Here is a 22,724-nt window from a genome sequence, read left to right as displayed (position 1 = left end):
CACTCAGCCAGGTCCAGGGCCCGCCGCTCCCCCCGGACTCCCGCAGGAGGCCCCGCGTGACCGTCCTCGACGAGACCATCCCCGAGCACGTCACCCGCATCAACGACGCCAAGACGCCGACCGGCCCCGGCCGGCCCGGCGCCAGCACGGCGCACATCACCCCCTCGACCGAGCACCTCTCCGTCTCCGACATCGAACGGCTGGGCGCGGAGCTCGACGCCATCCGCGACCGCGTCATGTCCTCGCTCGGCGACGACGACGCGCGCTACATCCGCCGCGTCATCCGCTCCCAGCGCGGCTTCGAGGCGGCCGGGCGCGCCCTGCTGCTCGGTGCGACGTTCCCGCCGGCGTTCCTCGCGGGCACCGCCTCGCTCGCGCTGGCGAAGATCCTCGAGAACATGGAGATCGGGCACAACGTCCTGCACGGCCAGTGGGACTGGATGCGCGACCCGGAGATCAACTCCACGACGTGGGAGTGGGACCACGTCTCCACGGCCCGCAGCTGGCAGCAGACCCACAACTACCTGCACCACACGTACACCAACGTGCACGGCAAGGACCGGGACATCGGCTACAACGTGCTGCGGGTCGACCCCGAGCAGCCGTGGCAGCCGATCTACCTGTTCCAGACGTTCACCAACGCCGGCCTCGCGATGATCTTCGAGTGGGGCATCGCGGCGTTCGATCTGGAGCTCGACGAGATCCAGCGCGGCGAGGCCACCTGGAAGGACAAGCTGCCCGAGCTCAAGGCGATGGGCCGCAAGGCGGGCAAGCAGGCGCTCAAGGACTTCGTCGTCTTCCCGGCGCTGTCGGGGCCCTCGTTCGTCCCCGCCCTCATGGGCAGCGTGGTCGCCAATCTGATCCGCAACATCTGGTCCCACGCCGTGATCTTCTGCGGGCACTTCCCCGTCGAGGTGGAGACCTTCGACGAGGAGCGGCTCGAGAACGAGTCGCAGGCCGAGTGGTACGTCCGGCAGATGCTCGGCTCGGCCAACATCGAGGGCTCGGTGCTGCTGCACATCATGACCGGGAACCTGTCGCACCAGATCGAGCACCACCTGTTCCCGGACATGCCCTCGCGGCGCTACCGCACCATCGCGCCCGAGATCCGCGACCTGTGCCGCCGGTACGGCCTGCCGTACCACTCCGGGCCGATGTGGAAGCAGTACGGCGGCGTGCTCGCGAAGATCGCCCGGCTGTCGTTCCCTGGCGGGCACAAGCGCACCGCGCGCCAGCGCCTGCGTGCCCTGCCCTTCGGGCGCCGGCGCGCCGAGTCCCTGGGGCAGGACGCCGCCGCGGCCCCGGCCGCCGCCTGACCGGCGCCGCGCCGGGAGGTCAGCCCTCCGCGAGGGCGGGGTCGCCCACGCGGAGGGCGAGGGCGACCTCGAGGCGGCCGGCCGGGTCGTCGAGGACGCCGGCGAACGCCTCCTTGAGACGGGCGAGCCGGTAGCGCACGGTCTGCGGGTGCACGTGCAGGCGGGTGGCCGCCTCGGCGATGTCGCCGTGCGCGTCGAGCCAGGCCGTCAGCGTCGTCACGGCGCGGTCGCGCGCGGCGGCGGTCATCCGCCGCAGCGGCTCGAGGCGCTGGGCGACGAGGTCCGCGGTCAAGGTCACGTCGGCGTGCAGCAGCAGGACGAGCAGGTGGTCGTCGGCGCGGACCAGACCCTCGCCGGGCAGGTGCCCCTCGAGGTGCAGCGACCAGGCCGCCCGCGCCCGGGTGACGGTGCGCGGGACCTGTTCGGGCCCGACCGTCGGTCCGAGTACGGCGGTGGTGGTGCCGCGCAGGGCGTCGGCGAGCGCGTCGGTGCGCCCGGGCGCGTCCGGGTCCGGGACGAACACGACGCCGACCCGGTCGACCACCGAGGCGGCGGCGTCCGGCGGCATCCGCCGGCCGACGAGGGCCAGCGACTCCTCCGTCGTGACCAGCGCGGCGAGCGACTTCGGCATCGGCCAGCCCGCCTCGCGCGCGAGCGCCTCGAGCTCGGGGAGCTCGGGGGCGGGCGTGCGGCACAGGCGCTCGACCAGGGCGTGCTGGCGGGCCTGGCGGGACCCGGCCGCCAGCGACTGCTCGTAGGCGTAGCCCGACACCGACGCCGCGGCGAGCTGCTCGATGTAGGCGAACAGGGCCTCGGCCAGCCGGAAGATGGCGTCGGCCTCGAGCCCGTGGCCGTCGCTCTCGGCGGCGATCCGGCGCCAGAGCACCCGCGAGCCGATGCGGTAGGCGCTCTGCAGGGCGTCCATCGTGCGCCCGTGCCGGTGCTCCACCCGGCCGAGCTCGAAGTAGACCGCGGTGTCGGGCAGGGCGTCGTCGGTGCCCAGCAGGTCGAGGAACTGGTCCAGGGCCACCGACACCCCGAGGCGGATGCGCCGGCCGAACTCCCCGTCCATCGACAGCGCGTACTCGGCGACCTCCGCCCGCACGGTCGCGATGATCTCGTCGGCGGTCCCGAGGACCACCGACCGCAGCCGCGCCCGGGCCATCTCCGGCACGTCGGCCCAGGGGTGACGGCGCGACGCGTCCGTCACCTCACGCACACCGTCGCTCACGCGACCAGTGTCGCAGGATCGGCGGCGGACGCCAGGTTCCGTGGGACGCGGCACCCGTCACCCGCCGTGGCGGCCCGGGGCCGACAATGATCGGGTGCACCGGGCCGCGCGGGGATGCCACTGCCTCCTCCGCCTCCTCGCGACCCTGGGGATGTCGCTGCGCGAGCCCGGCGCGCGGTCGTCCCTGGTCGTCGGGACGCTCGCGCTGCTGGTCGCGGGCTCCGGCCTGCGTCCGCTGACGCGCCGGTGGCCGGCGGCGGTGCTCGGCAGCCTGCTGTCGTCGACGGCCACCGAGACCCCGCGGGCCACGGCGCTGCTCGTCGGGGCGGCGGCCGGGGTGACCGTCCGCCGCGGGGCCGCCCGGAGCCCGGCGGGACGGGTCGGGCTCGCCGCCGCCGCGACCGGGATCGGGGTGCTCGTCGTCCTCGACCAGGGCGCCCGCCGCGACGTCGAGGGCCTCGCCGACGCCCTGCGCGCGGAGCTCGGCCCCGTCGAGCTCCCCGCCCGCGGCCGCGTCCTCGGCTCGCTGCTCGCCCGGCAGCGCTACGCCTCGGCCCGCGACCTCGCCTACGGCCCGGACCCGGTCGCCAACCTGCTCGACGTCTGGCGCCACCCCTCGCTCCCGGACGACGCGCGCGCCCCGGTGCTGCTGCAGATCCACGGCGGGGCCTGGTCCTCGGGCAGCAAGGCCGCCGACGCCCACCCGCTGATGGCGCACATGGTCCGGCGCGGCTGGGTGTGCGTGAGCGTCGACTACCGGCTCGGGCCCGCCGAGCGCTGGCCCGCCCAGATCGTCGACGTGAAGCGGGCGATCGCGTGGGCCCGGGAGAACATCGCGCGCCACGGCGGCGACCCGGCCCGCATCGCCATCACGGGCGGCTCGTCGGGCGCGCACCTCGCGGCCCTGGCGGCGCTGACGCCCGGCGCCTGGCAGCCGGACTTCGGCGACGCCGACACCACGGTCGCCGCCGCGGTGTGCCTCTACGGGATCTACGACCTCACCACCGACGACGGCAGCGGCACGCTCGACGAGCTGCTCGCCGAGACGATGATGCCGAACGCGCTCGGCGAGGACGCCCATCCCTACGTGGCGGCGTCCCCCTCGGCGCGGGTCCACCCCGGCGCACCGCCGTTCATGGTGCTGCACGGCACCGGCGACGCGATCGTCGTGCCGGCCCAGTCCCGGGCCTTCGTCGCCCGGCTGCGGGCGGTGTCGCGGGCGCCGGTGGTGCACGCCGAGCTCGCCCACGCCCAGCACGGCTTCGACCTCGTGCCCACGGCGCGCACCCTCGTCACGGTGCGGGCGATCGCGGCCTTCCTGGAGGCGGTGGTGGGGCTGGCCGGTGGCGACGATCGATAGGCTCGTGGTGTCCACTGCTCGACCCCGGGAGAATCCGTCGTGTCCTCGCTCGCCGCGCCCCAGCCCGCCGTCCTCGACAGCGTTCGGGTGACGGCCGGCACCACCGCCGGGCAGGCGGTGCGCGGGGCGGGGCTCCCGTCGTCCGGCCCGCAGGCCGTGGTCGTGGTCCGCGACGCCGACGGCGCGCTCCGGGACCTCTCCTGGACCCCCGACGCCGACACCGAGATCCAGCCGGTCGCCGCCGACACGGACGACGGGCGCGCCGTGATCCGCCACTCGGCGGCGCACGTCCTCGCCCAGGCGGTGCAGCAGCTCTTCCCCGAGGCCAAGCTCGGCATCGGCCCGCCGATCACCGACGGCTTCTACTACGACTTCGCGGTCGAGCGCCCGTTCACGCCCGAGGACCTCGAGGCCCTCGAGAAGGCGATGCGCAAGATCGTCAAGGCGAAGCAGCGCTTCGTGCGCCGCGAGTACGCCTCCCTCGACGCCGCCCGCGAGGAGCTGGCCGCCGAGCCGTTCAAGCTGGAGCTGGTCGACCTCAAGGGCGCCGGCGCCGAGAACGACGCCGAGATCATGGAGGTCGGCGAGGGCGACCTGACGGCCTACGACAACGTGCACGCCCACACGGGCGAGCGCGTCTGGGGCGACCTGTGCCGCGGGCCGCACATCCCGACCACCGGCTACATCCCGGCCTTCCGTCTGCTGCGCTCGTCGGCGGCCTACTGGCGCGGCGACCAGCGCAACGCCGCGCTCCAGCGCATCTACGGCACGGCGTGGGAGTCGGCGGAGGCGCAGGACGCCTACCTGGAGCGGGTCGCCGAGGCCGAGCGGCGCGACCACCGCCGCCTCGGCGCGGAGCTCGACCTGTTCAGCTTCCCCGACGAGATCGGCTCCGGGCTCCCGGTGTTCCACCCCAAGGGCGGGATCATCCGCAAGGAGCTCGAGGACTACAGCCGGCAGCGGCACGCCGAGGCGGGCTACGAGTTCGTCAACACCCCGCACGCCACCAAGGGTCATCTCTTCGAGATCTCGGGCCACCTGCAGTGGTACGCGGACGGCATGTACCCGCCGATGGAGCTCGACGAGGAGCGGGCCGAGGACGGGACGGTCAAGCGCCCGGCCATCGACTACTACCTCAAGCCGATGAACTGCCCGATGCACAACCTGATCTACCGGTCGCGCGGGCGGTCCTACCGGGAGCTGCCGCTGCGGCTCTTCGAGTTCGGCACGGTCTACCGGTACGAGAAGTCCGGCGTGGTCCACGGCCTGACCCGGGCCCGTGGCTTCACCCAGGACGACGCGCACATCTACTGCACGCGCGAGCAGATGCGCGGCGAGATCGCCTCGCTGCTGCAGTTCGTGCTCGACCTGCTGCGCGACTACGGCCTCGACGACTTCTACCTCGAGCTCTCCACCCGCAACCCGGAGAAGTCCATCGGCTCCGACGAGTCGTGGGAGGAGGCGACCGAGGTCCTGCGCGAGGTCGCCGAGGGCGCCGGGCTCGACCTCGTGCTCGACCCCGGCGGCGCGGCGTTCTACGCGCCGAAGATCTCGGTGCAGGCCAAGGACGCGATCGGGCGCACGTGGCAGATGTCGACCATCCAGGTCGACCTCATGCTCCCCGACCGGTTCGAGCTCGAGTACACGGCGCCGGACGGGTCCCGCCAGCGGCCGGTCATGATCCACCGGGCGCTGTTCGGCTCGATCGAGCGCTTCTTCGGGGTGCTCACCGAGCACTACGCAGGCGCGTTCCCGGCCTGGCTCGCGCCGGTCCAGGTCGTCGGCATCCCGGTCTCCGGCGACCAGGCGTCGTACGTCGCGGACGTCGCCGCGCGGCTGCGGGCCGAGGGCCTGCGCGTCGAGGTCGACGACTCCGACGACCGCATGCAGAAGAAGATCCGGAACCACACCCTGCAGAAGGTGCCGTTCCTGCTGCTCGCCGGGGGCAAGGACGCCGACGCCGGGGCGGTGTCGTTCCGGTTCCGGGACGGGTCGCAGCGCAACGGCGTGCCCGTCGACGACGCCGTCGCGGCGCTGGTCGACTGGGTCCGCCGCCGCGAGAACGCCTCTCCGGACGCGGACGTGTTCACGCCCTGATGTCCGAGGAGTCAGCGCCGGGGGACCTCGACGAGCTCTGGGGTGCCGGTACCCCCGACGGCTTCCGGCGTCTCTGGGCGCCGCACCGGATGGCCTACATCGCGGGCGAGACGGACACCGGCGAGGAGTCCGGGAAGTGCCCGCTGTGCCGCATCCCGACCCTCGACGACTCCGACGGCCTGCTGCTGCACCGCGGGGAGCGCATGTACGCGGTGCTCAACCTGCACCCGTACAACCCGGGCCACCTCATGGTCGTGCCCTACCGGCACGTCGCCGGGCTCGACGAGCTCGACGCCGAGGAGTCCGCCGAGCTCGTCGCGGTCACCCAGCAGGCGCTGCGCGCGCTGCGGTCGGTGGCCGCGCCGCACGGGTTCAACGTCGGGATCAACCTCGGGCACGTCGCGGGCGGCTCGCTCGCCGACCACCTGCACCAGCACGTCGTGCCCCGCTGGGGCGGCGACGCCAACTTCATCACCGTCGTCGGCCAGACCAAGGTGATCCCGCAGCTGCTGGCGGAGACCCGGAGCCGGCTCGCGCGGGCGTGGCCTTCATGATCAACGAGTGGGCCCGGGCCGCGATGAAGGGCGGCATCGAGCCGACCGCGGGGTGGCTGGTGCGCCGCGGCGTGCACCCGGACTTCGTCACGATCGTGGGGACCGTCGCGTCCACGGCCTCCGCGCTGCTGCTCATCCCGACCGGGCACCTCTTCGCCGCGTCGCTGGTGGTCTGGGCCTTCGCGATGCTCGACGTGCTCGACGGGGCGATGGCCCGCGCGCGCGGGGTGTCGAGCCCGTTCGGCGGGGTGCTCGACTCCGTCGGCGACCGCCTCGTCGACGGCGCCGTGTTCGCCGGCATCGCGTGGTGGGCGTTCACGGCGGACCGCCCCCTGCTCGCCGCCCTCGCCCTGACCTGCCTCGTCACCGGCCAGCTGATCTCCTACATCAAGGCGCGCGCCGAGGCCGCGGGGCTGCGCGCCGACGGCGGGCTCGTCGAGCGCGCCGAGCGCCTCATCCTCGGTCTCGCCGGCTGCGGTCTCACCGGCCTGGGCGTGCCCTACGCCCTCGACGTCGCGCTGTGGCTGCTCACCGTCGGCTCGGTCATCACGGTCGGTCAGCGCGTCCTGGCGGTGTGGCGCAGCGCCCGCGACCAGTACGGCGCGGCGACGGGCGTCACCGCACCGGCGCCGACCGACCACCCGGAGGCCGCCGGGTGACGACCACGGCGCCGTCGGGGGAGTCGGCGGGGGAGTCGCTGGGGGAGCGGGCGAGCGAGCTCGGCTACGCCGCGGGCTGGCGGCTCGTGCGCGCCGTGCCCGAGCCGGCGGCGCGCTGGGCCTTCGCCCGGGGCGCCGACCTCGCCGCCCGCCGTGGTGGCAAGGGTGTCCGCCGCCTGCGCGCCAACCTGGCCCGCGTCCGGACCGATGCCGACGACGCCGAGCTCGACGCCCTGACCGCGGCCGGCCTACGGTCGTACGCGCGCTACTGGCGCGAGGCCTTCCGCCTGCCCGCGATGGACCACGACGCGCTGGTGCGCCGACCCCACGTGGAGGGCCAGGAGCACCTCGACGCCGCCCTCGCGACGGGCCGCGGCGCGATCGTGGCCCTGACCCACTCCGGCAACTGGGACATGGCCGGGCTCTGGCTCGTCGCGCACTCCGGCCGCTTCACCACCGTCGCCGAGCGCCTGCGCCCGGAGTCGCTCTACGAGCGCTTCGTGGCCTACCGGGAGTCGCTCGGCATGGAGATCCTGCCGATGACGGGCGGCGACTCGCCGGTGCGCGGGCTCGTGCGCGCCCTGCGCGAGGGTCGCGTCGTGTGCCTGGTCGCCGACCGGGACCTCTCGGCCCACGGGGTGCCCGTCACGTTCTTCGGTGCGCCGTCCTCGATGCCCCCCGGCCCCGCGTCCCTCGCCGCGGCCACCGGCGCCGCGCTGCTACCGGTGGGCCTGTGGTTCACCGAGGACCCCGACACCGGCGAGGAGGGCTGGGGCTTCCGCATCCACCCGCCGGTCGACGTCCCCGACCGTGCGGCCGTGCCCGCGGCGACCCAGCGCGTCGCCGACGTCTTCGCCGCCGACATCGCCGAGCACCCCGCCGACTGGCACATGCTCCAGCGCGTCTGGCACGACCAGGACTGACCCGGGCGCACGGGAGCTCGTCGCCCTGGCCGACCGGCACACCGGCGAGCGCGGGGTGGCGCGGGTGCGCGCGGCCGCCGCGCTGCTGGATCCCTGGTCGGACACGCCGCGACGCACGCGGGTGCGGCTCGGGGTGCTGTTGGCCCGGCTCCCGCCGCCCATGGTCGCCGGGGGGGACGCGCTGGATCTCGCCTGGCCCGCCACGCGTGCCGGTGTGCTCGTCGACCGCGGCAAGGACGAGTCGCTCGCCCGGGCCGGGCACCTCATCGCGGGTGGCTGGCAGATCGCCAGGTTCGGCGCGGAGCCCGGGCACAGCGTCGAGCACATCGTGGAGAGCCTCGCCGTCCTGCTCGCGCGCGTCGACCGGCGTCTCTGGCGCGTTCTCCCGGACATGCGCGGCCGGTACCGGCGCCGGCCGCGCGCGCCGCGGGTGTTCGGCGGGCCGGCGTGAGGTTCCGGGGGACGGTGCGGCTCAGTGCGGAGCGGTCGCGAGGAGACGGCCCATGAGCTCGCGGCGGGAGCGGACGCCGACCTTGTCGAACACCGCCTTGAGATGGTCCTGGACGGTGTGGGGGGAGATGTGGAGCGCGTCGACGATCCCGGCGGTGGGGACGCCGCGGAGCACGAGGCGCGCGACGTCGGTCTCGCGCGGGGTCAGACCGTGGGCCGCGAGGAGCAGCGGGGCGGTGGCGTGCGCGTCGGCGTGCTCGATCACCACGGCGATCGGGGCCGCGCCGCCGCCCTGCAGGCGCGCGGCGTGGACGTGCAGCCAACCGCCGCCGCGGGCGCGGGCCCGCGCGCGGGGCGGCAGCGTGCCGGTGCCCCGCTCGAGGGCGAGGAGCGCGGCCGCGGCGGTGTGCACGGGCGCGGGCACCGGGAGGCCGGGCGGCCGGGCCTCGGCGACCACGCCCATGAGCTCGTCGGCGCGCGGGGTCGCCGCCACCAGCTCGAGGTGGTCGTCGAGCAGGACGACGCCCGGTCCGGTGTCGGCGGCGAGGAGGGTCGCGCCGTGGAGGAGGGCCGCGCGGCGCAGGGCCTCGGCGACGTGCGGGGCCACGCGCGAGAGCAGCGTCGCGTCCGCGGGCTCGAAGCCGCGCGCGCCGTCCTCGCGGTGGAGGCAGAGGTAGCCCCAGCAGCGGTCGTCGACGACCAGCGCGGCGCGCAGCTCGTCGCCGAGGCCCATCGGCGCCATGATCTCCCGGTACCGCGGGCTCGTGGACCGTTCGCGGCGGGTCGCCTGGTCGAGGGTCGCGACGTGGCCCGGGGCGGCCACGAGTGCGGTGAACGTGTTGACGTCGGCGCCGGAGAACTCGTTGTCGAGGAACAGGCCCTGGGCCGCCGCGAGCGGGTCGTCGGCCATGGCGCCGGTGAACAGCAGCGTCTCGGGGTCCGCGGTGGCGAAGAACGCGGCGTCGATCGTCATCACCCGCCGGAGCGCGGACAGCACCTCGCGCCGGACGCCCTCGACGTCGCGCCCGCGGTGACAGGCCCGGACCACGTCCTGCTCGTGCCGGGCCGCAGCCCGCACCCCCATCCGGGCAGTGTCACTCCCACGGAGTTGGGATGGAACCCCGACGCCGCGAGCCCGAGCCTCGGTGTCATGGACACCGACACCGAACGCAGCAAGAAGCTCGTCGACACCTTCATCCAGGAGCTGTTCACGCACGGGGACACCGACGCCGTGGACCGGTACCTCGCGCCGGACCTCGTGCACCACGCCCCGCCACCGTTCACCGACATGCCGGACGGGCGCGAGGGCCTGCGCGCGATGGGCACCACGATCCGTGCCGCGGCCCCGGACTGGCACAGCGACCTCGAGCTGCTCCTCGCCGAGGGCGATCACGTCGTCGAGCGCTTCACCGCCTCGGGCATCCACCGCGGCGAGCTCTTCGGCGTGGCGCCGACGGGCAAGACCCTGGTGCTGTCCGGGATCAACATGTACCGGGTCCAGGACGCCCGCATCGCCGAGATGTGGAGCCAGGTCGACGTGATCGGCCTGCTGCGCCCGCTCGGGCTGGCCTGACGTCAGGGGGCCGGGGTGTGCCCGGCCGCGATCCGGGGCCACTGGGCGGCCGGGCGGCCGTCGACCCGCAGGTCGCCACCGTCGACGACGAGGGGCTGGGGCCAGCCGGCGGGGGAGTCCTCCCACGGCTCGCCGCGCCCGTACACGGTCATGTCCAGCAGCCCGTAGGTCGGCGACATGACCTCGACGCCGCGGCCCCGGGTCCGGTAGGTCTCGAAGACGCGGTCGCCGTCGCGCACGAGGCACAGCAGCGCGAAGCCGCCGTCGAGCCCGAGGGCCTCCTGCCCGGCGGCGTCCAGCGCGTACCAGGGGCTCTCGAGGCCGAGGAAGTCGTGGTACGCCACGCTGTCGGCGTAGGGGCCCTGGCAGAAGGTCGCGTAGGTGACGCCGCGGGCGTGGAGGTAGGCCAGCTCGCGGACCTGGGAGGTGTAGTAGGTGCACCCCGGGCACTGGTCGGCGGCCGGGTGCCCCGCGTGCCACATGTGCACGTAGGCGACGAGTCGGCTCCGGCCCTCGAAGGCCGCCAGCAGCGTCGTCGGGCCGTCCGCGCCCGTGAGCGGGGCGGCGGCGTCCACCTCCACCATCGGCAGCCGGCGACGGGCGGCCGCGATCGCGTCGCCCTCGTGGGTGTGCGCCTTCTCGCGGAGCAGCAGGGCGTCGCGCTGCTGCTGGTACGCCGCGCGGTCGACGATGGGCGGCAGGGCGGGGGAGTGCAGGTCGGTGGTCATCGGTCTTCTCCTCTGTCGGTCGGAGGGGGTGGGTGGGTCTGGTCGAGGTGGGCGACGAGGCCGTCGAGCCGGTCGTCCCAGTCGTGGGCGAGGGCGGCGAGGAAACGCTGGGCCACGCGCATGGGCGCGGACCGGAGGCGGAACCGGACGCGGCGCCGTTCGCCGGGCTCGGCGACGACGAGGCCCGCGTCGCCGAGGAGGGTCAGGTGCTTGGCGATCGCCTGGCGGGAGATCGGGAGGCGCTCGGCGAGATCGGTGGCCGTGGCGGGCCCGCCGGCGGCGAGGGCCGCCAGCAGGGCGCGGCGGGTCGGGTCGGCGAGGGCGACGAAGACCTGTTCGGCGACGGCCTCGAGCTCGTCGGGCTGCCCGTCAGGCGGCATCGAGGTGGGCGACGAGCTCGCCGAGCTCGTGGGTCCAGCCGTCGGAGTGCGAGGCGTGGCCGGCGCGGTGGCCGTCGTCGGGCAGCTGGGCGAAGCCCGACTCGACGAGCTGCAGCCGGGTGCCGGACGGCGTCGGCTCGAGGGTGAACTCGACGTAGGTGCGCCGCGGGTCGTCGCGCGGCATGCCGTCGACCCGCCAGGTGAACCCGAGGACGCGGAGCTCCTCGACGCGCTCCACGCGGATCTCCGCGGTGGTGCCCTCGCCGGTCCACGTGACGGTCGCCGCGCCGCCGGGACGCAGATCGATCGCGGCCTCGTCGCCGAGCCACGCGGCGAGACCCTCCGGCGTCGTGAGCGCGGCCCAGACCGCGGCCGGCGGGTGGGCGAGCTCGACGGTGCGCTCGATGCGGTCGGGGAATCCCACGGCGCCTCCTCGCGAGTAGCAACTGACGAGTTGCGAACATATGGCAACCAGCGAGTTGCGTCAATCCGTTCTGTGCGCCTTCGCGGACCGGATGCCGCGTTCGCCTCCTGTCGTGGTCCGTTCGGCGCAGGCGTGACCGGGACCACACGATGCGGGTCTAGGATTCATCTCGTGAACACGGCGTCGCGGCCCGGCTCGCCGACCGGCCTGCGCGACGCCAACCGCCGACGGGTGCTCGACGTCGTCCGCGCGGAGGGGTCGCCGACGCAGGCGGAGATCGCCGAGAGCACCGGGCTGGCGCCCGCGACGGTGTCCAACATCGTGCGGGACCTGGGTGCCGCCGGCGTGCTCGTGGCGGGCGACGAGGTGCGGGCGGGGCGCCGGGTGCGGGCCGTGCGCCTGGTCCGGGGCGCCGGGGTGGTCGCCGGCATCGACTTCGGTCACCGGCACGTGCGGGTGGCGCTCGCGGACGTCGCCGACCCCGCGGCGACGGCCGGGCACACCTCGCCGCCGGAGCGCACGGAGGCCCGCGCCGACCTCCCCGACGGCCACGGCGTCGTCGACGGGCTCGCGACCGCCGCCCGCCTGCTCGACGGCGTCCTCGACCGTGCCGGCATCGCCCGGGCCGCGCTGCGCGGGGCGGTGGTGGGCCTGCCCGCGCCGCTCGATCACGCGACCGGCGCGGTGGGGGCCTCCGGCGTGCTCCCGGGGTGGGTGGGCGTGCCCGTCGCGGGCCGGGTCTCCGAGCACCTGGGCGTACCGACGTGGGTCGACAACGACGCCACGCTCGGCACCCTCGCCGAACAGCGGTGGGGCGCGCTGCGGGGCGTCGACGACGGTCTGTTCCTCAAGCTCTCGGACGGTGTCGGCGCCGGGATGGTGCTGGCGGGGCGGCTCTACCGGGGACCCGACGGGACGGCGGGCGAGATCGGCCACGTCGCGGTCGAGCCGGGCGACCGCTTCGCCGCGGTCTGCCGCTGCGGGCACCGCGGGTGCCTCGAGACGGTGGTCTCCACGCGCACGGTCACCGCGATGCTCGAGCCGCTGCTGGGCGCCCCGCTGACCGTCGCCGACGTCGTCGCCCGCGCCCACGAGGGCCACGCCCCGGCGCGCCGGGTGCTCGCCGACACAGGCCACCACGTCGGTGCCGCGCTCGCCGGCCTGTGCACGGTGCTCACCCCGCGGCGCATCGTCGTCGGGGGCGAGCTGGCCCAGGCCGGCGACCTCCTGCTCGCGCCGCTGCACGCCGCGCTCGAGGCCACCGCGCTGCCCGGCACCACCCGCACCGCCGAGGTCGTCACCGCCGAGATGGCCGAGCGCGCGCCGGTGCTCGGGGCGCTCGCGCTGGCGCTCGACCACTGCAGCGTCCGCCTCTGAGCGGTTGCTGTCACGCGACGGTGGCGGGGTCCTGATCACGATGCCCCGGACGGGTCATCGTGCGTTGGCGCAGCGACCGGACGCGCGCGAAGATCACCCCGATGTGTTCATCCGTTGACGACAATCGAGCGTCGCCCTAGCCTGTGGTTCGCATCACACGCAACGGCGCCCGGAGATGCGGTGGAGGTCCTGGTGTCCGTTCCCCCCGTGACCACGACGGCGGACCGGCTGCCCCACGCGCTCGACGCCCCGGTGATGGGAGAGCGCCTCGCGGGGCGCAGTCCCGCGGTGTTCCTCGACTACGACGGCGTGCTGACGCCGATCGTCCCGCGTCCCGAGGACGCGATCATGACCGATCGGATGCGGGAGATCGTGCGGTCGCTCGCGGGCCGCTGCTCGGTGTGCGTCGTCTCCGGGCGCGACCGCGGCGTGGTCGCCGACCTCATGGGCCTCGACGACCTGATCATCGCGGGCAGCCACGGCTTCGACATCTACGACCCCGTGCGCGGCCCGGTGGTGCACGAGGCGTCGCGGGGCTGGGAGGACCTCGTCGCGGAGGTCACCGAGCGCGTACAGCGCGCGGCCGCGGAGATCGAGGGCACCCAGGTCGAGCCGAAGCACGCCTCGGTCGCCCTGCACGACCGCCACGTCGCCGACGCCCACCGCCCTCGGGTCGAGGCCCTGGTGGCGGCGGTGCTGGCCGAGCACCCCGGGCAGCTGAAGGTGACGCCCGGGAAGTTCGTCCACGAGATCCAGCCGAAGATCGACTGGAACAAGGGCAAGGCCGTCGAGCACCTCATCGGCGTCCTCGACCTCGACCGGCCGGACATCGTCCCGGTCTACCTCGGCGACGACATCACCGACGAGGACGCCTTCCGCGCGCTCGCCGACCGCGATGATCATCGCGAGCCCGGGCTGGGCATCCTCGTGATCGACCCGGCCGACGCCCCGGCGCGCGAGACCTCGGCGACCGCCGTGCTGGCCACCGTCGACGAGGTCGGCCGGTTCCTCGACGGCCTGGCCCGATGAGCCCGATGAGCCCGACGAGCCCGACGAGCCCGACGAGCACCCCGTCCGCACCCCCAGGAGTACGGAGCACCCCGTGACCGCGACCGACACGGTTCCCGACCCGACCACCGCCGGCAGCGACGGCACCGTCCTGCCCGGCGGCGCCGTCGCCGACGGCCTGACGCTCACCTGGACCGGCTTCGAGCCCGACGACGAGGGCCTGCGCGAGGCGCTGACCAGCACGGGGAACGGCTACTTCTGCACGCGCGGTGCCGCGGAGTGGGAGGACACCGACGCGCCGAAGCACTACGCGGGTACGTACGCGCACGGCGCCTACAACCGCGAGACGACGATCCTCGGCGGGCGCCCCGTGCTCAACGAGGACCTCGTCAACCTGCCGAACTGGCTCGTGCTCAAGCTGCGGATCGAGGGCGAGGAGGCCGTCCGCCTCGACAACGTCGAGGTGCTGGACTACCGGCACTCCTACGACATCCGCAGCGCCACGGCCAGCCGCGAGTTCCGCTTCCGGGACCGCGCGGGCCGGGAGACGACGCTGCGCAGCCGCCGCTTCGTGTCGATGGCGCACAGCCACCAGGCGGCGATGGAGTGGACGCTCACCGCGGAGAACTGGTCGGGCCGGATCGGGATCGTCTCCGCGATCGACGGCCGCGTCGACAACACCATGGTCGCCCGGTACCGCGACCTCGAGGGCCGCCACCTCGACCCCGTCACCCCGCGCACGTTCGGGCCCGAGATCATCGCGCTCAAGGTGCGGACGCGGCAGTCGAACCTCTACGTCTCCGAGGCCGCCCGGACGCGGATCTACCGGGCGCGCGGCCGCGGCTGGGAGCGCATCGAGCCCGCCCGGACGCTGCACCAGATGAACGACTACATCCAGCAGGTGCTCGACCTCGACCTGACCGAGGGCGAGACCGTGCGGGTCGAGAAGATCGTGTCGTTCTTCACCAGCCACGACAACGCGATCACCGAGACGCTCACCGCGGCCGGCCGGCACGTCGAGCGCTACCCGGACTTCGCGGGCTGCCTCGCCGAGCACGTCGACGCCTGGGACGAGTACTGGGACGTCGCCGACCTCGAGGTGCCGGCGGAGCCGCGCATCCAGCTGCTGCTGCGCTTCCACATGGCGCACGTGCTGCAGGTCTGCTCGCGGCACACCGCCCGCCACGACGCCGGCGTACCCGCCCGCGGCCTCAACGGCGAGGCCTACCGCGGCCACGTGTTCTGGGACGAGCTCTACGTCTACCCGTTCCTCAACTACCGGCTCCCGGAGATCACCCGCGGGCTGCTGATGTACCGCTACCGCCGCCTCGCCGAGGCCCGCGCCGCCGCGGCCGAGGCCGGCTACCGCGGGGCGATGTTCCCGTGGCAGTCGGGCAGCGACGGCACCGAGGAGACGCAGGTCGTCCACCTCAACCCGCTCTCGGGCCAGTGGGACCCCGACCACTCGCACAACCAGCGCCACGTCAACGCGGCGATCTTCTACAACGTCTGGCAGTACTACCAGGCCACCGACGACCTCGAGTTCCTGCGCGACTACGGCGCCGAGCTCATGCTCGAGATCGCGCGCTTCTGGGCCTCGATCGCGCACAAGGACCCGGACAGCGGGCGCTACGAGATCCACGGCGTGATGGGGCCCGACGAGTTCCACGAGCGCTACCCGGGCGCCGAGGCCGGCGGGCTGCGCAACAACGCCTACACCAACGTCATGGTCGCGTGGATCGCCGCGACCGCGCCCAAGGTGCTCGCGCTGCTGCCCAAGAGCCGCCGCCGGGCGCTGCGCAGCCGTCTCGGGATCACCGACGACGAGATCGCGCGCTGGTCGGAGATGGCCACCTCGATGGACGTCCCCATCCACCGCGACGACTCCGGTCACCCGGTGATCACCCAGTTCGAGGGCTACGAGTCCCTCGCCGAGCTGGACTGGGACGGCTACCGCGCGCGGCACAAGAACATCCAGCGGATGGACCGCATCCTCAAAGCCGAGGGCGACGACCCCGACCACTACAAGCTCGCCAAGCAGGCCGACGCGGTCATGCTGTTCTTCCTGTTCACCCAGGACGAGCTGCGCGAGATCCTCTCGCGGCTGGGCTACGACGAGATCGCCTCCGACGACGACCTCGCCCGCCGCACGGTCGCCTACTACGACCGGCGCACCTCCCACGGCTCGACGCTCTCGCTCGTCGCGCACGCCGCGGTGCTCGCCGGCATCGACCCGGAGAGCTCCTGGGAGCGCTTCCTCGTCGCCGTCGAGTCCGACATCGGCGACGTCCAGGGGGGCACCACCAAGGAAGGCATCCACATGGGGGTCATGTCGGGGACCCTCGACCTGCTCCAGCGGGCCTACCTCGGTGCCAGCGCCCGCGACGGCGTCCTGCACTTCGCCCCGCGGCTCACGCTGCGCCTCGACGGGCTCGCGCTCTCGCTGGTGTTCCAGGGCACCTCGCTGCGCGTCTCGGTCGCCGACGGGGCGCTGACCGTGGCCGTGCAGTCCGAGGGCTTCAGCCACCCGGTGCGCATCGGGCTCGGTGACGAGGTCCGCGAGCTGGGCGCCGGCCAGGAGTGGACGGTGTCGCTCGACCGCGAGGGGCGGGTCGCGTCGTCGACGGCGCCTGCCGCCACTCCCGCCGCGGTGGAGGCCTCCGCCGACGGCACCCTGCAGAGCTCGACCACCAGCGGCGCGCACGACGACGGAGGGAACGGCGCATGAGCAGCGGCTACACAGGAGCGATCTTCGACGTGGACGGCGTCCTCGTCGACTCCCCCCACGAGGAGGCCTGGCGCGAGTCGCTGCGCGAGCTGATGGAGGGCCCCTGGTCGGACATCGTCTCGCAGACGAGCTACACGCCCGAGAAGTTCACGCCGGCCCTCTACCACGAGCGGATGTCGGGCAAGCCGCGCAAGGCCGGGGCCACCGCGGCGCTCGAGTACTTCGGCGTGCCCGACATCGACCGCCGCGTGCAGGAGTACGGCGAGTACAAGCAGGAGATGATCATCCGGCTCATCTCCGAGGGCCGCTTCTCGGCCTACGACGACGCCGTGCAGTTCGTCGTCGACGTCAAGAAGTCCGGGATCCCGATCGCCGCGGCGTCGTCGTCGAAGAACGCGAAGCTCTTCCTCGAGCGCGTCGACCTGTCCCGCTTCGGGGCGGAGGGGAACCTCCACGGCTACTTCGACGTCGACGTCTCCGGCCGTGACTTCGCCCAGGGCAAGCCCAACCCGGAGATCTTCCTGACGGCGGCCAAGGAGCTCGGCGTCGACCCGTCCGACGCGTTCGTCGCCGAGGACGCGGTCAACGGCATCCAGGCAGCCCGGGCCGGCGGGTTCGGCGCGCTGGGCGTGTCGCGGGCCGACGACGTCGACGCCCTCGCCGCCGAAGGGGCGGACGTGGTGGTCACCGACATGGGGACGGTCGACGTCGCCGCGCTCGGCCGGCACGAGCTGGTGACGACCTCGTGAGCGGGCTGACCGTCGGCGTCGACGTCGGCGGCACCAAGATCGCGGCGGGCGTGGTCGACGAGGACGGCAAGCTGATCGCGTCGACCCGTCGCGAGACGCCGGCCACCGACACCCACCTGGTGCTCGAGGCCATCGCCGACGGGGTGCGCGAGCTCGCCAGCCACCACGAGGTCGTCGGCGTCGGGATCGGCGCCGCGGGGTTCGTGGACGCCGCCCGGGCCAAGGTGATGTTCGCGCCGAACCTCGCGTGGCGCGACGAGGACCTGCGCGGCGAGCTGATGGGACGGCTCGACCTGCCGGTGGTCGTCGAGAACGACGCCAACGCCGTGGCCTGGTCGGAGTCGCGCTTCGGCGCCGGGCGCGACCACGACGACCTCGTCGCGATCACGATCGGCACGGGTGTCGGCGGCGGGATCGTGACCAACGGCCGGCTCCTGCGCGGCGGCTTCGGCGTCGCCGCCGAGATCGGCCACATCACGATGGTCCCGTACGGCCGCCGGTGCGGCTGCGGGCTGCAGGGCTGCTGGGAGCAGTACGGCTCGGGGCGGGCGCTCGTGGGCGAGGCCCGGGAGATCGCGCGGCACTCGCCGGCGTTCGCGGCCGGCCTGCTGGCGGCGGCCGGGGGCGACCCCGAGGCGATCACCGGGGAGATGGTGACCGCCGCGGCGCAGCAGGGCGACGTGGGCGCCCTGCACTGCTTCGATGAGATCGGCCGCTGGATCGGGCTGGGCCTCGCCCAGCTCGCGGCGGTGCTCGACCCGTCGCTCTTCGTCATCGGCGGCGGGGTGTCCGCCGCGGGCGAGGTGCTGCGCGGCCGGGTCGAGGAGACCTTCCGGGCCAACCTCACGGGACGCGGCCACCGGCCCGTCGCCGAGGTCCGGCTCGCGGAGATGGGATGGGAAGCCGGGATGGTCGGCGCCGCCGACCTGGCCCGGACCAGTGATGACAGCGCCGTTCCGGGGAGTGACCGATGACCAGCGATCCAGGACCCGCACCGGGGTCCCAGCCGGGCGCTCCCGGCTCACGGGAGAAGACGACCGCGAAAGCGATCCTCATCTCCATCGTCGCCGCCGTGGGCGGCTTCCTCTTCGGCTTCGACTCCAGCGTCATCAACGGCGCCGTCGATGCCCTCAACAGCCAGTTCGGTCTCGAGAACAGCCCGCTGCTGTCCGGCTTCGCGGTGGCCGTGGCCCTGCTGGGGTCGGCGGTGGGCGCCTGGTTCGCCGGTCCCGTCGCGGACCGGTACGGCCGCGTGCGCGTCATGCTCGTCGCGGCCGCGCTCTTCGCCATCAGCTCGATCGGGTCCGGTCTGGCGTTCGCCGTGTGGGACCTCATCATCTGGCGGTTCCTCGCCGGCGTCGGCATCGGCATCGCCTCGGTGATCGCCCCCGCCTACATCGCCGAGATCGCGCCCGCCCACATCCGCGGGCGGCTCGCGTCGCTGCAGCAGATGGCGATCGTGCTCGGCATCTTCGTCGCCCTGCTCTCCGACGCCCTGCTCGCGGGCGTGGCCGGCGGCGCGGCGAACACGTTCTGGCTGGGCCTCGAGGCCTGGCGCTGGATGTTCCTCGTCGGCATCATCCCGTCGGTCATCTACGCGGTCCTCGCCCTGCGCATCCCGGAGTCGCCGCGCTACCTGGTCGCCAAGGGACAGCTCGAGGAGGCCGGACGCGTCCTCGCCAACGTCCTGGGGACGACCGCCGAGGCGGTACGGCACAAGGTCGGCGAGATCGCCGAGACGCTGAACCGGGAGGAGAAGCCCAGCCTGCGCGACCTGCGGGGTCACGCGGCGGGCCTGCGCCCGATCGTCTGGGTCGGCATCCTGCTGTCGGTCTTCCAGCAGTTCGTCGGCATCAACGTGATCTTCTACTACTCGACGACGCTGTGGCAGGCCGTCGGGTTCTCCGAGAGCGACTCGTTCCTCGCCTCGGTGATCAACGCGCTGATCAACGTGCTGTCGACCGTCGTCGCGATCCTCATCGTCGACAAGGTCGGCCGGAAGCCGATGCTGCTCGGCGGCTCCGCCGGCATGTTCGTGACCCTCACGATCATGGCGATCGCGTTCTCGCAGTCCGTGCTCACGGTCGGCTCCGACGGCTCGGAGTCGCCCAGCCTGCCCGGTCCGTGGGGCCCGATCGCCCTCGTCGCCGCCAACCTCTACGTCGTGTCCTTCGCGGTCACGTGGGGTCCCGTCGTCTGGGTGCTGCTCGGTGAGATCTTCCCGAACTGGCTGCGGGCCGCCGCGTTGTCCGTCGCCGCCGCCGCGCAGTGGATCGCGAACTTCCTCATCACGGTGAGCTTCCAGGCGCTGGCCGACCTGAGCCTGGCGTTCGCGTACGGCCTCTATGCGTTCTTCGCGCTCCTGTCCTTCTTCTTCGTCTCGAGATACGTGCAGGAGACGAAGGGCAAGGAGCTCGAGGAGATGGTGGCCTGAGAAACCCCTGGCGGGTGGCAGGACGATCAGGAGCATGGATCTCCTGGTCGACCTGCCCTGCCGCCGCCTGCGACTGACCCTCGACGAGGGTTCCGACCGCGCCGCCCTGCTCGCCGAGATCGGGGCACGCCGCGGTGCGGACCCTCCGCGCTGCCTGGCCGATCCGGGCCGCCCCTGCGGCCCGGGTCGGCCGTGCGCGTTCCGCTCCCGCCGCGACACCGCGGTGCGCCGACCGCCGGAGTCCGCCGGCGGCGGCCGCGCCGGGGAGCGCCCCGCCCAGCACCGGCGTAGCGGTCGGCGTGGGTCGCAGCGAACGTGCTGTTCGCTGCTTCTACGCGCCCGAAGTCCCCGTTGATCACGGGGATCGGTGCGCCGCGACACCCGAACGAGGACGTGACGGGGCGTCAGTAGGCTGGCGTCCGCCATGCGCATCGGGATCGTGTGTCCGTACTCGCTGGACGTGGCCGGCGGGGTCCAGGCCCACGTCCTCGACCTCGCCCGCGCGCTGACCGGTCTGGGGCACCACGTCGACGTCCTCGCGCCGGCCGGTCCGGAGACGCCGGTGCCCGCCGGGGTGACGCGCGCGGGAAAGGCCGTCGGCGTCCCCTACAACGGCTCCGTCGCCCGCCTGACGTTCGGGCCCGTCTCGCTGGCGCGGGTGCGCCGCTGGCTGCGCGACGGCGACTTCGACGTGCTCCACGTCCACGAGCCCACCGCGCCGAGCCTGAGCTTCCTCGCGCTCGTCGTCGCCGAGGGCCCGGTGGTGGCGACGTTCCACACGTCCACGCCGCGCTCGCGCACCATGACGTTCTTCGAGCCCGTGCTGCGCCCGCTGCTGGAGCGGGTCACGGCGCGGATCGCGGTCTCGCCGCTGGCGCGCCAGGTCTACGTCGAGCACCTCGGCGGCGACGCCGTCGAGATCCCCAACGGTGTGGACGTCGGCGCGTTCGCCGACGCGCCGCCGCTGCCCGGGCGCCCCCACCACGGCGACGGCGCCACGGTCGGCTTCGTCGGGCGCTACACCGAGCCGCGCAAGGGGATGCCCCTGCTGCTCGAGGCCCTGCGCCCGCTCGCGGCCCGCCGGCCGGACCTGCGCCTGCTCGTCGTGGGCCGGGGTGACGCCGACGAGCTGCGCGAGCTCGCCGGGCCCGGGCTCGCCGACCGCATCGACCTGCTCGGCGCCGTCGACGAGGCCACGAAGGCGTCGATGCTGGCGTCGGTCGACCTGCTCGCCACCCCGAACACCGGCGGCGAGAGCTTCGGCGTCGTGCTGGCCGAGGGCATGGCCGCCGGGGCGCCCGTGGTGGCGAGCGACATCGACGCGTTCCGCCGGGTGCTGGGCGAGCCGCCGGCCGGGGTCACCGTCGCCACCGGCGACGCCGGGGCCTGGAGCGCCGCGGTCGCAGCGCTCCTCGACGACCCCGCCCGCCGCGAGGCGCTGCGCCGGGCCGGGCGCGAGCGCGTCGCGGCGTTCGACTGGTCGGTGGTCGCGGCCGCCGTGCTGCGCGTCTACGAGGTCGCCGTCGCCGCCGACCCCCGCCGCGTCGGCGCCGGCGGGACGCTGTCGACCCCGGCGGCGCGACGGGCGGCGGCGAGCTTACGGTCCTCCTCGTGACGCTCCCCGGTCCCGTCGGCGTGCTGGTGGCGATCGTCGCCACCGCCGTCCTCCTGCTCGTCGTCGTGACCGCCGCGGTGATGATCGCGCGGGCCCGCAGGCTCGACCGGCTGCACGTGCGCACCGACGCCGCCGCCGCCGGGCTCGCCGCCGCGCTCGACCGCCGCGCCGCCGTCGTCCGCGCCGTCGCCGCGACCGCGGGCCCGGTGGCGATGGACGACGCCGACCGGCGGGCCCTGCGCGCGGCCGCCCGTGCCGCCGCCACGACCCGCGCGGCCGAGGACGGCGTGCTCGACCCGGACCGCGAGGCCGCCGAGAACGACCTCACCCGCGCCCTCGCGCCGCTCGACACCGCCGCCCTGCCCGCGGACCTCGCCGCCGAGCTCGCCGACGCGAACGCCCGGGTCGCGGTGGCCCGCCGGGTGCACAACGACGCCGTCCGGGACACGCGCGCCCTGCGCGGGCGCCGGATGGTGCGGTGGCTGCACCTCGCGGGCACCGCGCCGGTGCCGCGGTACTTCGAGATCGCCGAGCCGGGCCCGGACGGCGTCCACCCCGCGGCGCCGGCGGTGCGGGCGGCCCAGGACGCCGTGCGGGTCGTCGTGGTGGACGACGACGGACGGGTCCTGCTGTTCGAGGGCGTCGACCCGGCGCGACCGGCGGAGTCGTTCTGGTTCGCCCCCGGGGGCGGCGTCGGGCCGGGCGAGGAGCCCCGGGCCGCGGTCGCGCGCACGCTGGCCGAGGAGACCGGCCTGGACGTCGAGCCCGCGCAGGTGCGGGGGCCGCTCTGGGTGCGCGAGGTGGTGTTCGAGGCCGGCGGCGCCACCTACGCGGGCCGCGAGCTCTTCCACGTCGTGCACGTGCCGTCCGGCGGGATCGACACCACCGGCTTCACCGAGCACGAGTCCCGCACCGTGCGCGGGCACCGGTGGTGGACCCCGGCCGAGCTCGCGGTGACCCTCGACGTCGTCCACCCCCACCAGCTGCCCGACCTGCTCGCCGACCCCGCAGCCCTCGAGCCGGGCGGGACCCCCCTGGCGATCCACTGACCCGTCCACGTGCCGGATCGTGCACCGCGTCACGGCACGCGGGCCGGGTGCGGCCGTACGATCGCGGTG

At 74.4% G+C, this 22,724-nt stretch carries 21 protein-coding genes; 16 read left to right on the top strand and 5 right to left on the bottom strand.

The annotated features are described in order from the left end of the window. The first annotated feature begins 155 nt into the window (after positions 1-155). Complete coding sequence (locus QSK03_RS03445; protein ID WP_502872122.1) at positions 156-1,316, top strand: fatty acid desaturase family protein; 1,161 nt, start codon at positions 156-158, stop codon at positions 1,314-1,316. A gap of 19 nt (positions 1,317-1,335) precedes the next feature. On the opposite strand, the gene QSK03_RS03440 is transcribed toward QSK03_RS03445, so the two are convergent. Continuing rightward, positions 1,336-2,547 (bottom strand): helix-turn-helix domain-containing protein, encoded by a 1,212-nt coding sequence (locus QSK03_RS03440; RefSeq protein ID WP_285648549.1) that lies wholly within the window; start codon positions 2,545-2,547, stop codon positions 1,336-1,338. Positions 2,548-2,698: 151 nt separating this feature from the next. Between QSK03_RS03440 and QSK03_RS03435 the strand changes: the two genes are divergently transcribed. The 6 genes from QSK03_RS03435 to QSK03_RS03410 are packed head-to-tail and all read left to right on the top strand — an operon-like array spanning position 2,699 to position 8,591. Next, a complete protein-coding gene (locus tag QSK03_RS03435; protein WP_285648548.1) occupies positions 2,699-3,907 on the top strand; it encodes an alpha/beta hydrolase in 1,209 nt (402 codons plus the stop codon). Between the two features lie 39 nt (positions 3,908-3,946). Beyond that, the gene (thrS, locus tag QSK03_RS03430; RefSeq protein WP_285648547.1) at positions 3,947-6,004 is read left to right on the top strand and encodes a threonine--tRNA ligase; all 2,058 of its coding nucleotides are present in this window, start codon (positions 3,947-3,949) and stop codon (positions 6,002-6,004) included. Further along, positions 6,004-6,558: an HIT family protein gene (locus QSK03_RS03425; RefSeq protein WP_285648546.1), complete on the top strand. Its 555-nt coding sequence runs from the start codon at positions 6,004-6,006 to the stop codon at positions 6,556-6,558. Before thrS ends, QSK03_RS03425 begins: the two co-directional genes overlap by 1 nt. Further along, positions 6,555-7,217, top strand: coding sequence for a phosphatidylinositol phosphate synthase (pgsA, locus tag QSK03_RS03420; protein WP_285648545.1), 663 nt, complete (start codon positions 6,555-6,557; stop codon positions 7,215-7,217). The genes QSK03_RS03425 and pgsA overlap by 4 nt, the downstream gene beginning before the upstream one ends. Beyond that, complete coding sequence (locus QSK03_RS03415) at positions 7,214-8,140, top strand: phosphatidylinositol mannoside acyltransferase (RefSeq protein ID WP_285648544.1); 927 nt, start codon at positions 7,214-7,216, stop codon at positions 8,138-8,140. Before pgsA ends, QSK03_RS03415 begins: the two co-directional genes overlap by 4 nt. 55 nt (positions 8,141-8,195) lie before the next feature. Next, a complete protein-coding gene (locus tag QSK03_RS03410; RefSeq protein ID WP_285648543.1) occupies positions 8,196-8,591 on the top strand; it encodes a hypothetical protein in 396 nt (131 codons plus the stop codon). Between the two features lie 21 nt (positions 8,592-8,612). Here QSK03_RS03410 and QSK03_RS03405 read toward each other — a convergent pair whose 3' ends face one another. After that, positions 8,613-9,674, bottom strand: a complete 1,062-nt coding sequence (locus tag QSK03_RS03405) for a LuxR C-terminal-related transcriptional regulator (RefSeq protein WP_285648542.1) — start codon at positions 9,672-9,674, stop codon at positions 8,613-8,615. 66 nt (positions 9,675-9,740) lie between these two features. Between QSK03_RS03405 and QSK03_RS03400 the strand changes: the two genes are divergently transcribed. Then, positions 9,741-10,163: an ester cyclase gene (locus QSK03_RS03400; RefSeq protein WP_285648541.1), complete on the top strand. Its 423-nt coding sequence runs from the start codon at positions 9,741-9,743 to the stop codon at positions 10,161-10,163. Between the two features lie 2 nt (positions 10,164-10,165). On the opposite strand, the gene QSK03_RS03395 is transcribed toward QSK03_RS03400, so the two are convergent. From QSK03_RS03395 to QSK03_RS03385, 3 genes are read right to left on the bottom strand one after another with little or no spacing between them, the layout of a single operon-like run. Beyond that, positions 10,166-10,891 carry a DUF899 family protein gene (locus QSK03_RS03395; RefSeq protein ID WP_285648540.1) on the bottom strand — a complete coding sequence of 242 codons (726 nt, stop codon included), beginning with the start codon at positions 10,889-10,891 and terminating at the stop codon, positions 10,166-10,168. Beyond that, positions 10,888-11,271 carry a metalloregulator ArsR/SmtB family transcription factor gene (locus QSK03_RS03390; RefSeq protein ID WP_285648539.1) on the bottom strand — a complete coding sequence of 128 codons (384 nt, stop codon included), beginning with the start codon at positions 11,269-11,271 and terminating at the stop codon, positions 10,888-10,890. The genes QSK03_RS03395 and QSK03_RS03390 overlap by 4 nt, the downstream gene beginning before the upstream one ends. Beyond that, positions 11,261-11,695 carry an SRPBCC domain-containing protein gene (locus QSK03_RS03385; protein WP_285648538.1) on the bottom strand — a complete coding sequence of 145 codons (435 nt, stop codon included), beginning with the start codon at positions 11,693-11,695 and terminating at the stop codon, positions 11,261-11,263. The genes QSK03_RS03390 and QSK03_RS03385 overlap by 11 nt, the downstream gene beginning before the upstream one ends. A gap of 171 nt (positions 11,696-11,866) precedes the next feature. On the opposite strand from QSK03_RS03385, the gene QSK03_RS03380 reads away from it, so the two are divergent. The 8 genes from QSK03_RS03380 to QSK03_RS03345 all read left to right on the top strand — a co-directional run bounded on the left by QSK03_RS03380 (position 11,867) and on the right by QSK03_RS03345 (position 22,655). Next, the gene (locus tag QSK03_RS03380) at positions 11,867-13,072 is read left to right on the top strand and encodes an ROK family transcriptional regulator (RefSeq protein WP_285648537.1); all 1,206 of its coding nucleotides are present in this window, start codon (positions 11,867-11,869) and stop codon (positions 13,070-13,072) included. 192 nt (positions 13,073-13,264) lie between these two features. After that, complete coding sequence (gene otsB, locus QSK03_RS03375; RefSeq protein WP_285648536.1) at positions 13,265-14,101, top strand: trehalose-phosphatase; 837 nt, start codon at positions 13,265-13,267, stop codon at positions 14,099-14,101. Between the two features lie 73 nt (positions 14,102-14,174). Then, positions 14,175-16,808, top strand: coding sequence for a glycoside hydrolase family 65 protein (locus QSK03_RS03370; RefSeq protein WP_285648535.1), 2,634 nt, complete (start codon positions 14,175-14,177; stop codon positions 16,806-16,808). Then, on the top strand, positions 16,805-17,557 hold the full coding sequence (locus QSK03_RS03365; protein WP_285648534.1) for an HAD family hydrolase: 753 nt from the start codon (positions 16,805-16,807) through the stop codon (positions 17,555-17,557). The genes QSK03_RS03370 and QSK03_RS03365 overlap by 4 nt, the downstream gene beginning before the upstream one ends. Beyond that, positions 17,554-18,531, top strand: a complete 978-nt coding sequence (locus QSK03_RS03360) for an ROK family glucokinase (RefSeq protein WP_285648533.1) — start codon at positions 17,554-17,556, stop codon at positions 18,529-18,531. Before QSK03_RS03365 ends, QSK03_RS03360 begins: the two co-directional genes overlap by 4 nt. After that, on the top strand, positions 18,528-19,991 hold the full coding sequence (locus QSK03_RS03355; protein WP_285648532.1) for a sugar porter family MFS transporter: 1,464 nt from the start codon (positions 18,528-18,530) through the stop codon (positions 19,989-19,991). The genes QSK03_RS03360 and QSK03_RS03355 overlap by 4 nt, the downstream gene beginning before the upstream one ends. 424 nt (positions 19,992-20,415) lie before the next feature. Next, the gene (locus QSK03_RS03350) at positions 20,416-21,606 is read left to right on the top strand and encodes a glycosyltransferase family 4 protein (protein ID WP_285648531.1); all 1,191 of its coding nucleotides are present in this window, start codon (positions 20,416-20,418) and stop codon (positions 21,604-21,606) included. Continuing rightward, complete coding sequence (locus QSK03_RS03345; RefSeq protein ID WP_285648530.1) at positions 21,603-22,655, top strand: NUDIX domain-containing protein; 1,053 nt, start codon at positions 21,603-21,605, stop codon at positions 22,653-22,655. The genes QSK03_RS03350 and QSK03_RS03345 overlap by 4 nt, the downstream gene beginning before the upstream one ends. Positions 22,656-22,724: the final 69 nt, after the last annotated feature.

The organism is Actinomycetospora sp. NBRC 106375, from assembly GCF_030269665.1.
GTDB lineage: Bacteria > Actinomycetota > Actinomycetes > Mycobacteriales > Pseudonocardiaceae > Actinomycetospora.
The sequence above is the reverse complement of the archived record's forward strand: the minus strand, read 5'-3'. Positions and strand labels throughout refer to the sequence as shown.

Excerpts from the sequence above, each read along its gene's own strand:
- QSK03_RS03435 (WP_285648548.1), top strand. The coding sequence starts at position 2,699 with ATGTCGCTGCGCGAGCCCGGCGCGCGGTCGTCCCTGGTCGTCGGGACG.
- QSK03_RS03425 (WP_285648546.1), top strand. The coding sequence starts at position 6,004 with ATGTCCGAGGAGTCAGCGCCGGGGGACCTCGACGAGCTCTGGGGTGCC.
- pgsA (WP_285648545.1), top strand. The coding sequence starts at position 6,555 with ATGATCAACGAGTGGGCCCGGGCCGCGATGAAGGGCGGCATCGAGCCG.
- QSK03_RS03405 (WP_285648542.1), bottom strand. The coding sequence starts at position 9,674 with ATGGGGGTGCGGGCTGCGGCCCGGCACGAGCAGGACGTGGTCCGGGCC.
- QSK03_RS03400 (WP_285648541.1), top strand. The coding sequence starts at position 9,741 with ATGGACACCGACACCGAACGCAGCAAGAAGCTCGTCGACACCTTCATC.
- QSK03_RS03395 (WP_285648540.1), bottom strand. The coding sequence starts at position 10,891 with ATGACCACCGACCTGCACTCCCCCGCCCTGCCGCCCATCGTCGACCGC.
- QSK03_RS03390 (WP_285648539.1), bottom strand. The coding sequence starts at position 11,271 with ATGCCGCCTGACGGGCAGCCCGACGAGCTCGAGGCCGTCGCCGAACAG.
- QSK03_RS03365 (WP_285648534.1), top strand. The coding sequence starts at position 16,805 with ATGAGCAGCGGCTACACAGGAGCGATCTTCGACGTGGACGGCGTCCTC.
- QSK03_RS03355 (WP_285648532.1), top strand. The coding sequence starts at position 18,528 with ATGACCAGCGATCCAGGACCCGCACCGGGGTCCCAGCCGGGCGCTCCC.
- QSK03_RS03350 (WP_285648531.1), top strand. The coding sequence starts at position 20,416 with ATGCGCATCGGGATCGTGTGTCCGTACTCGCTGGACGTGGCCGGCGGG.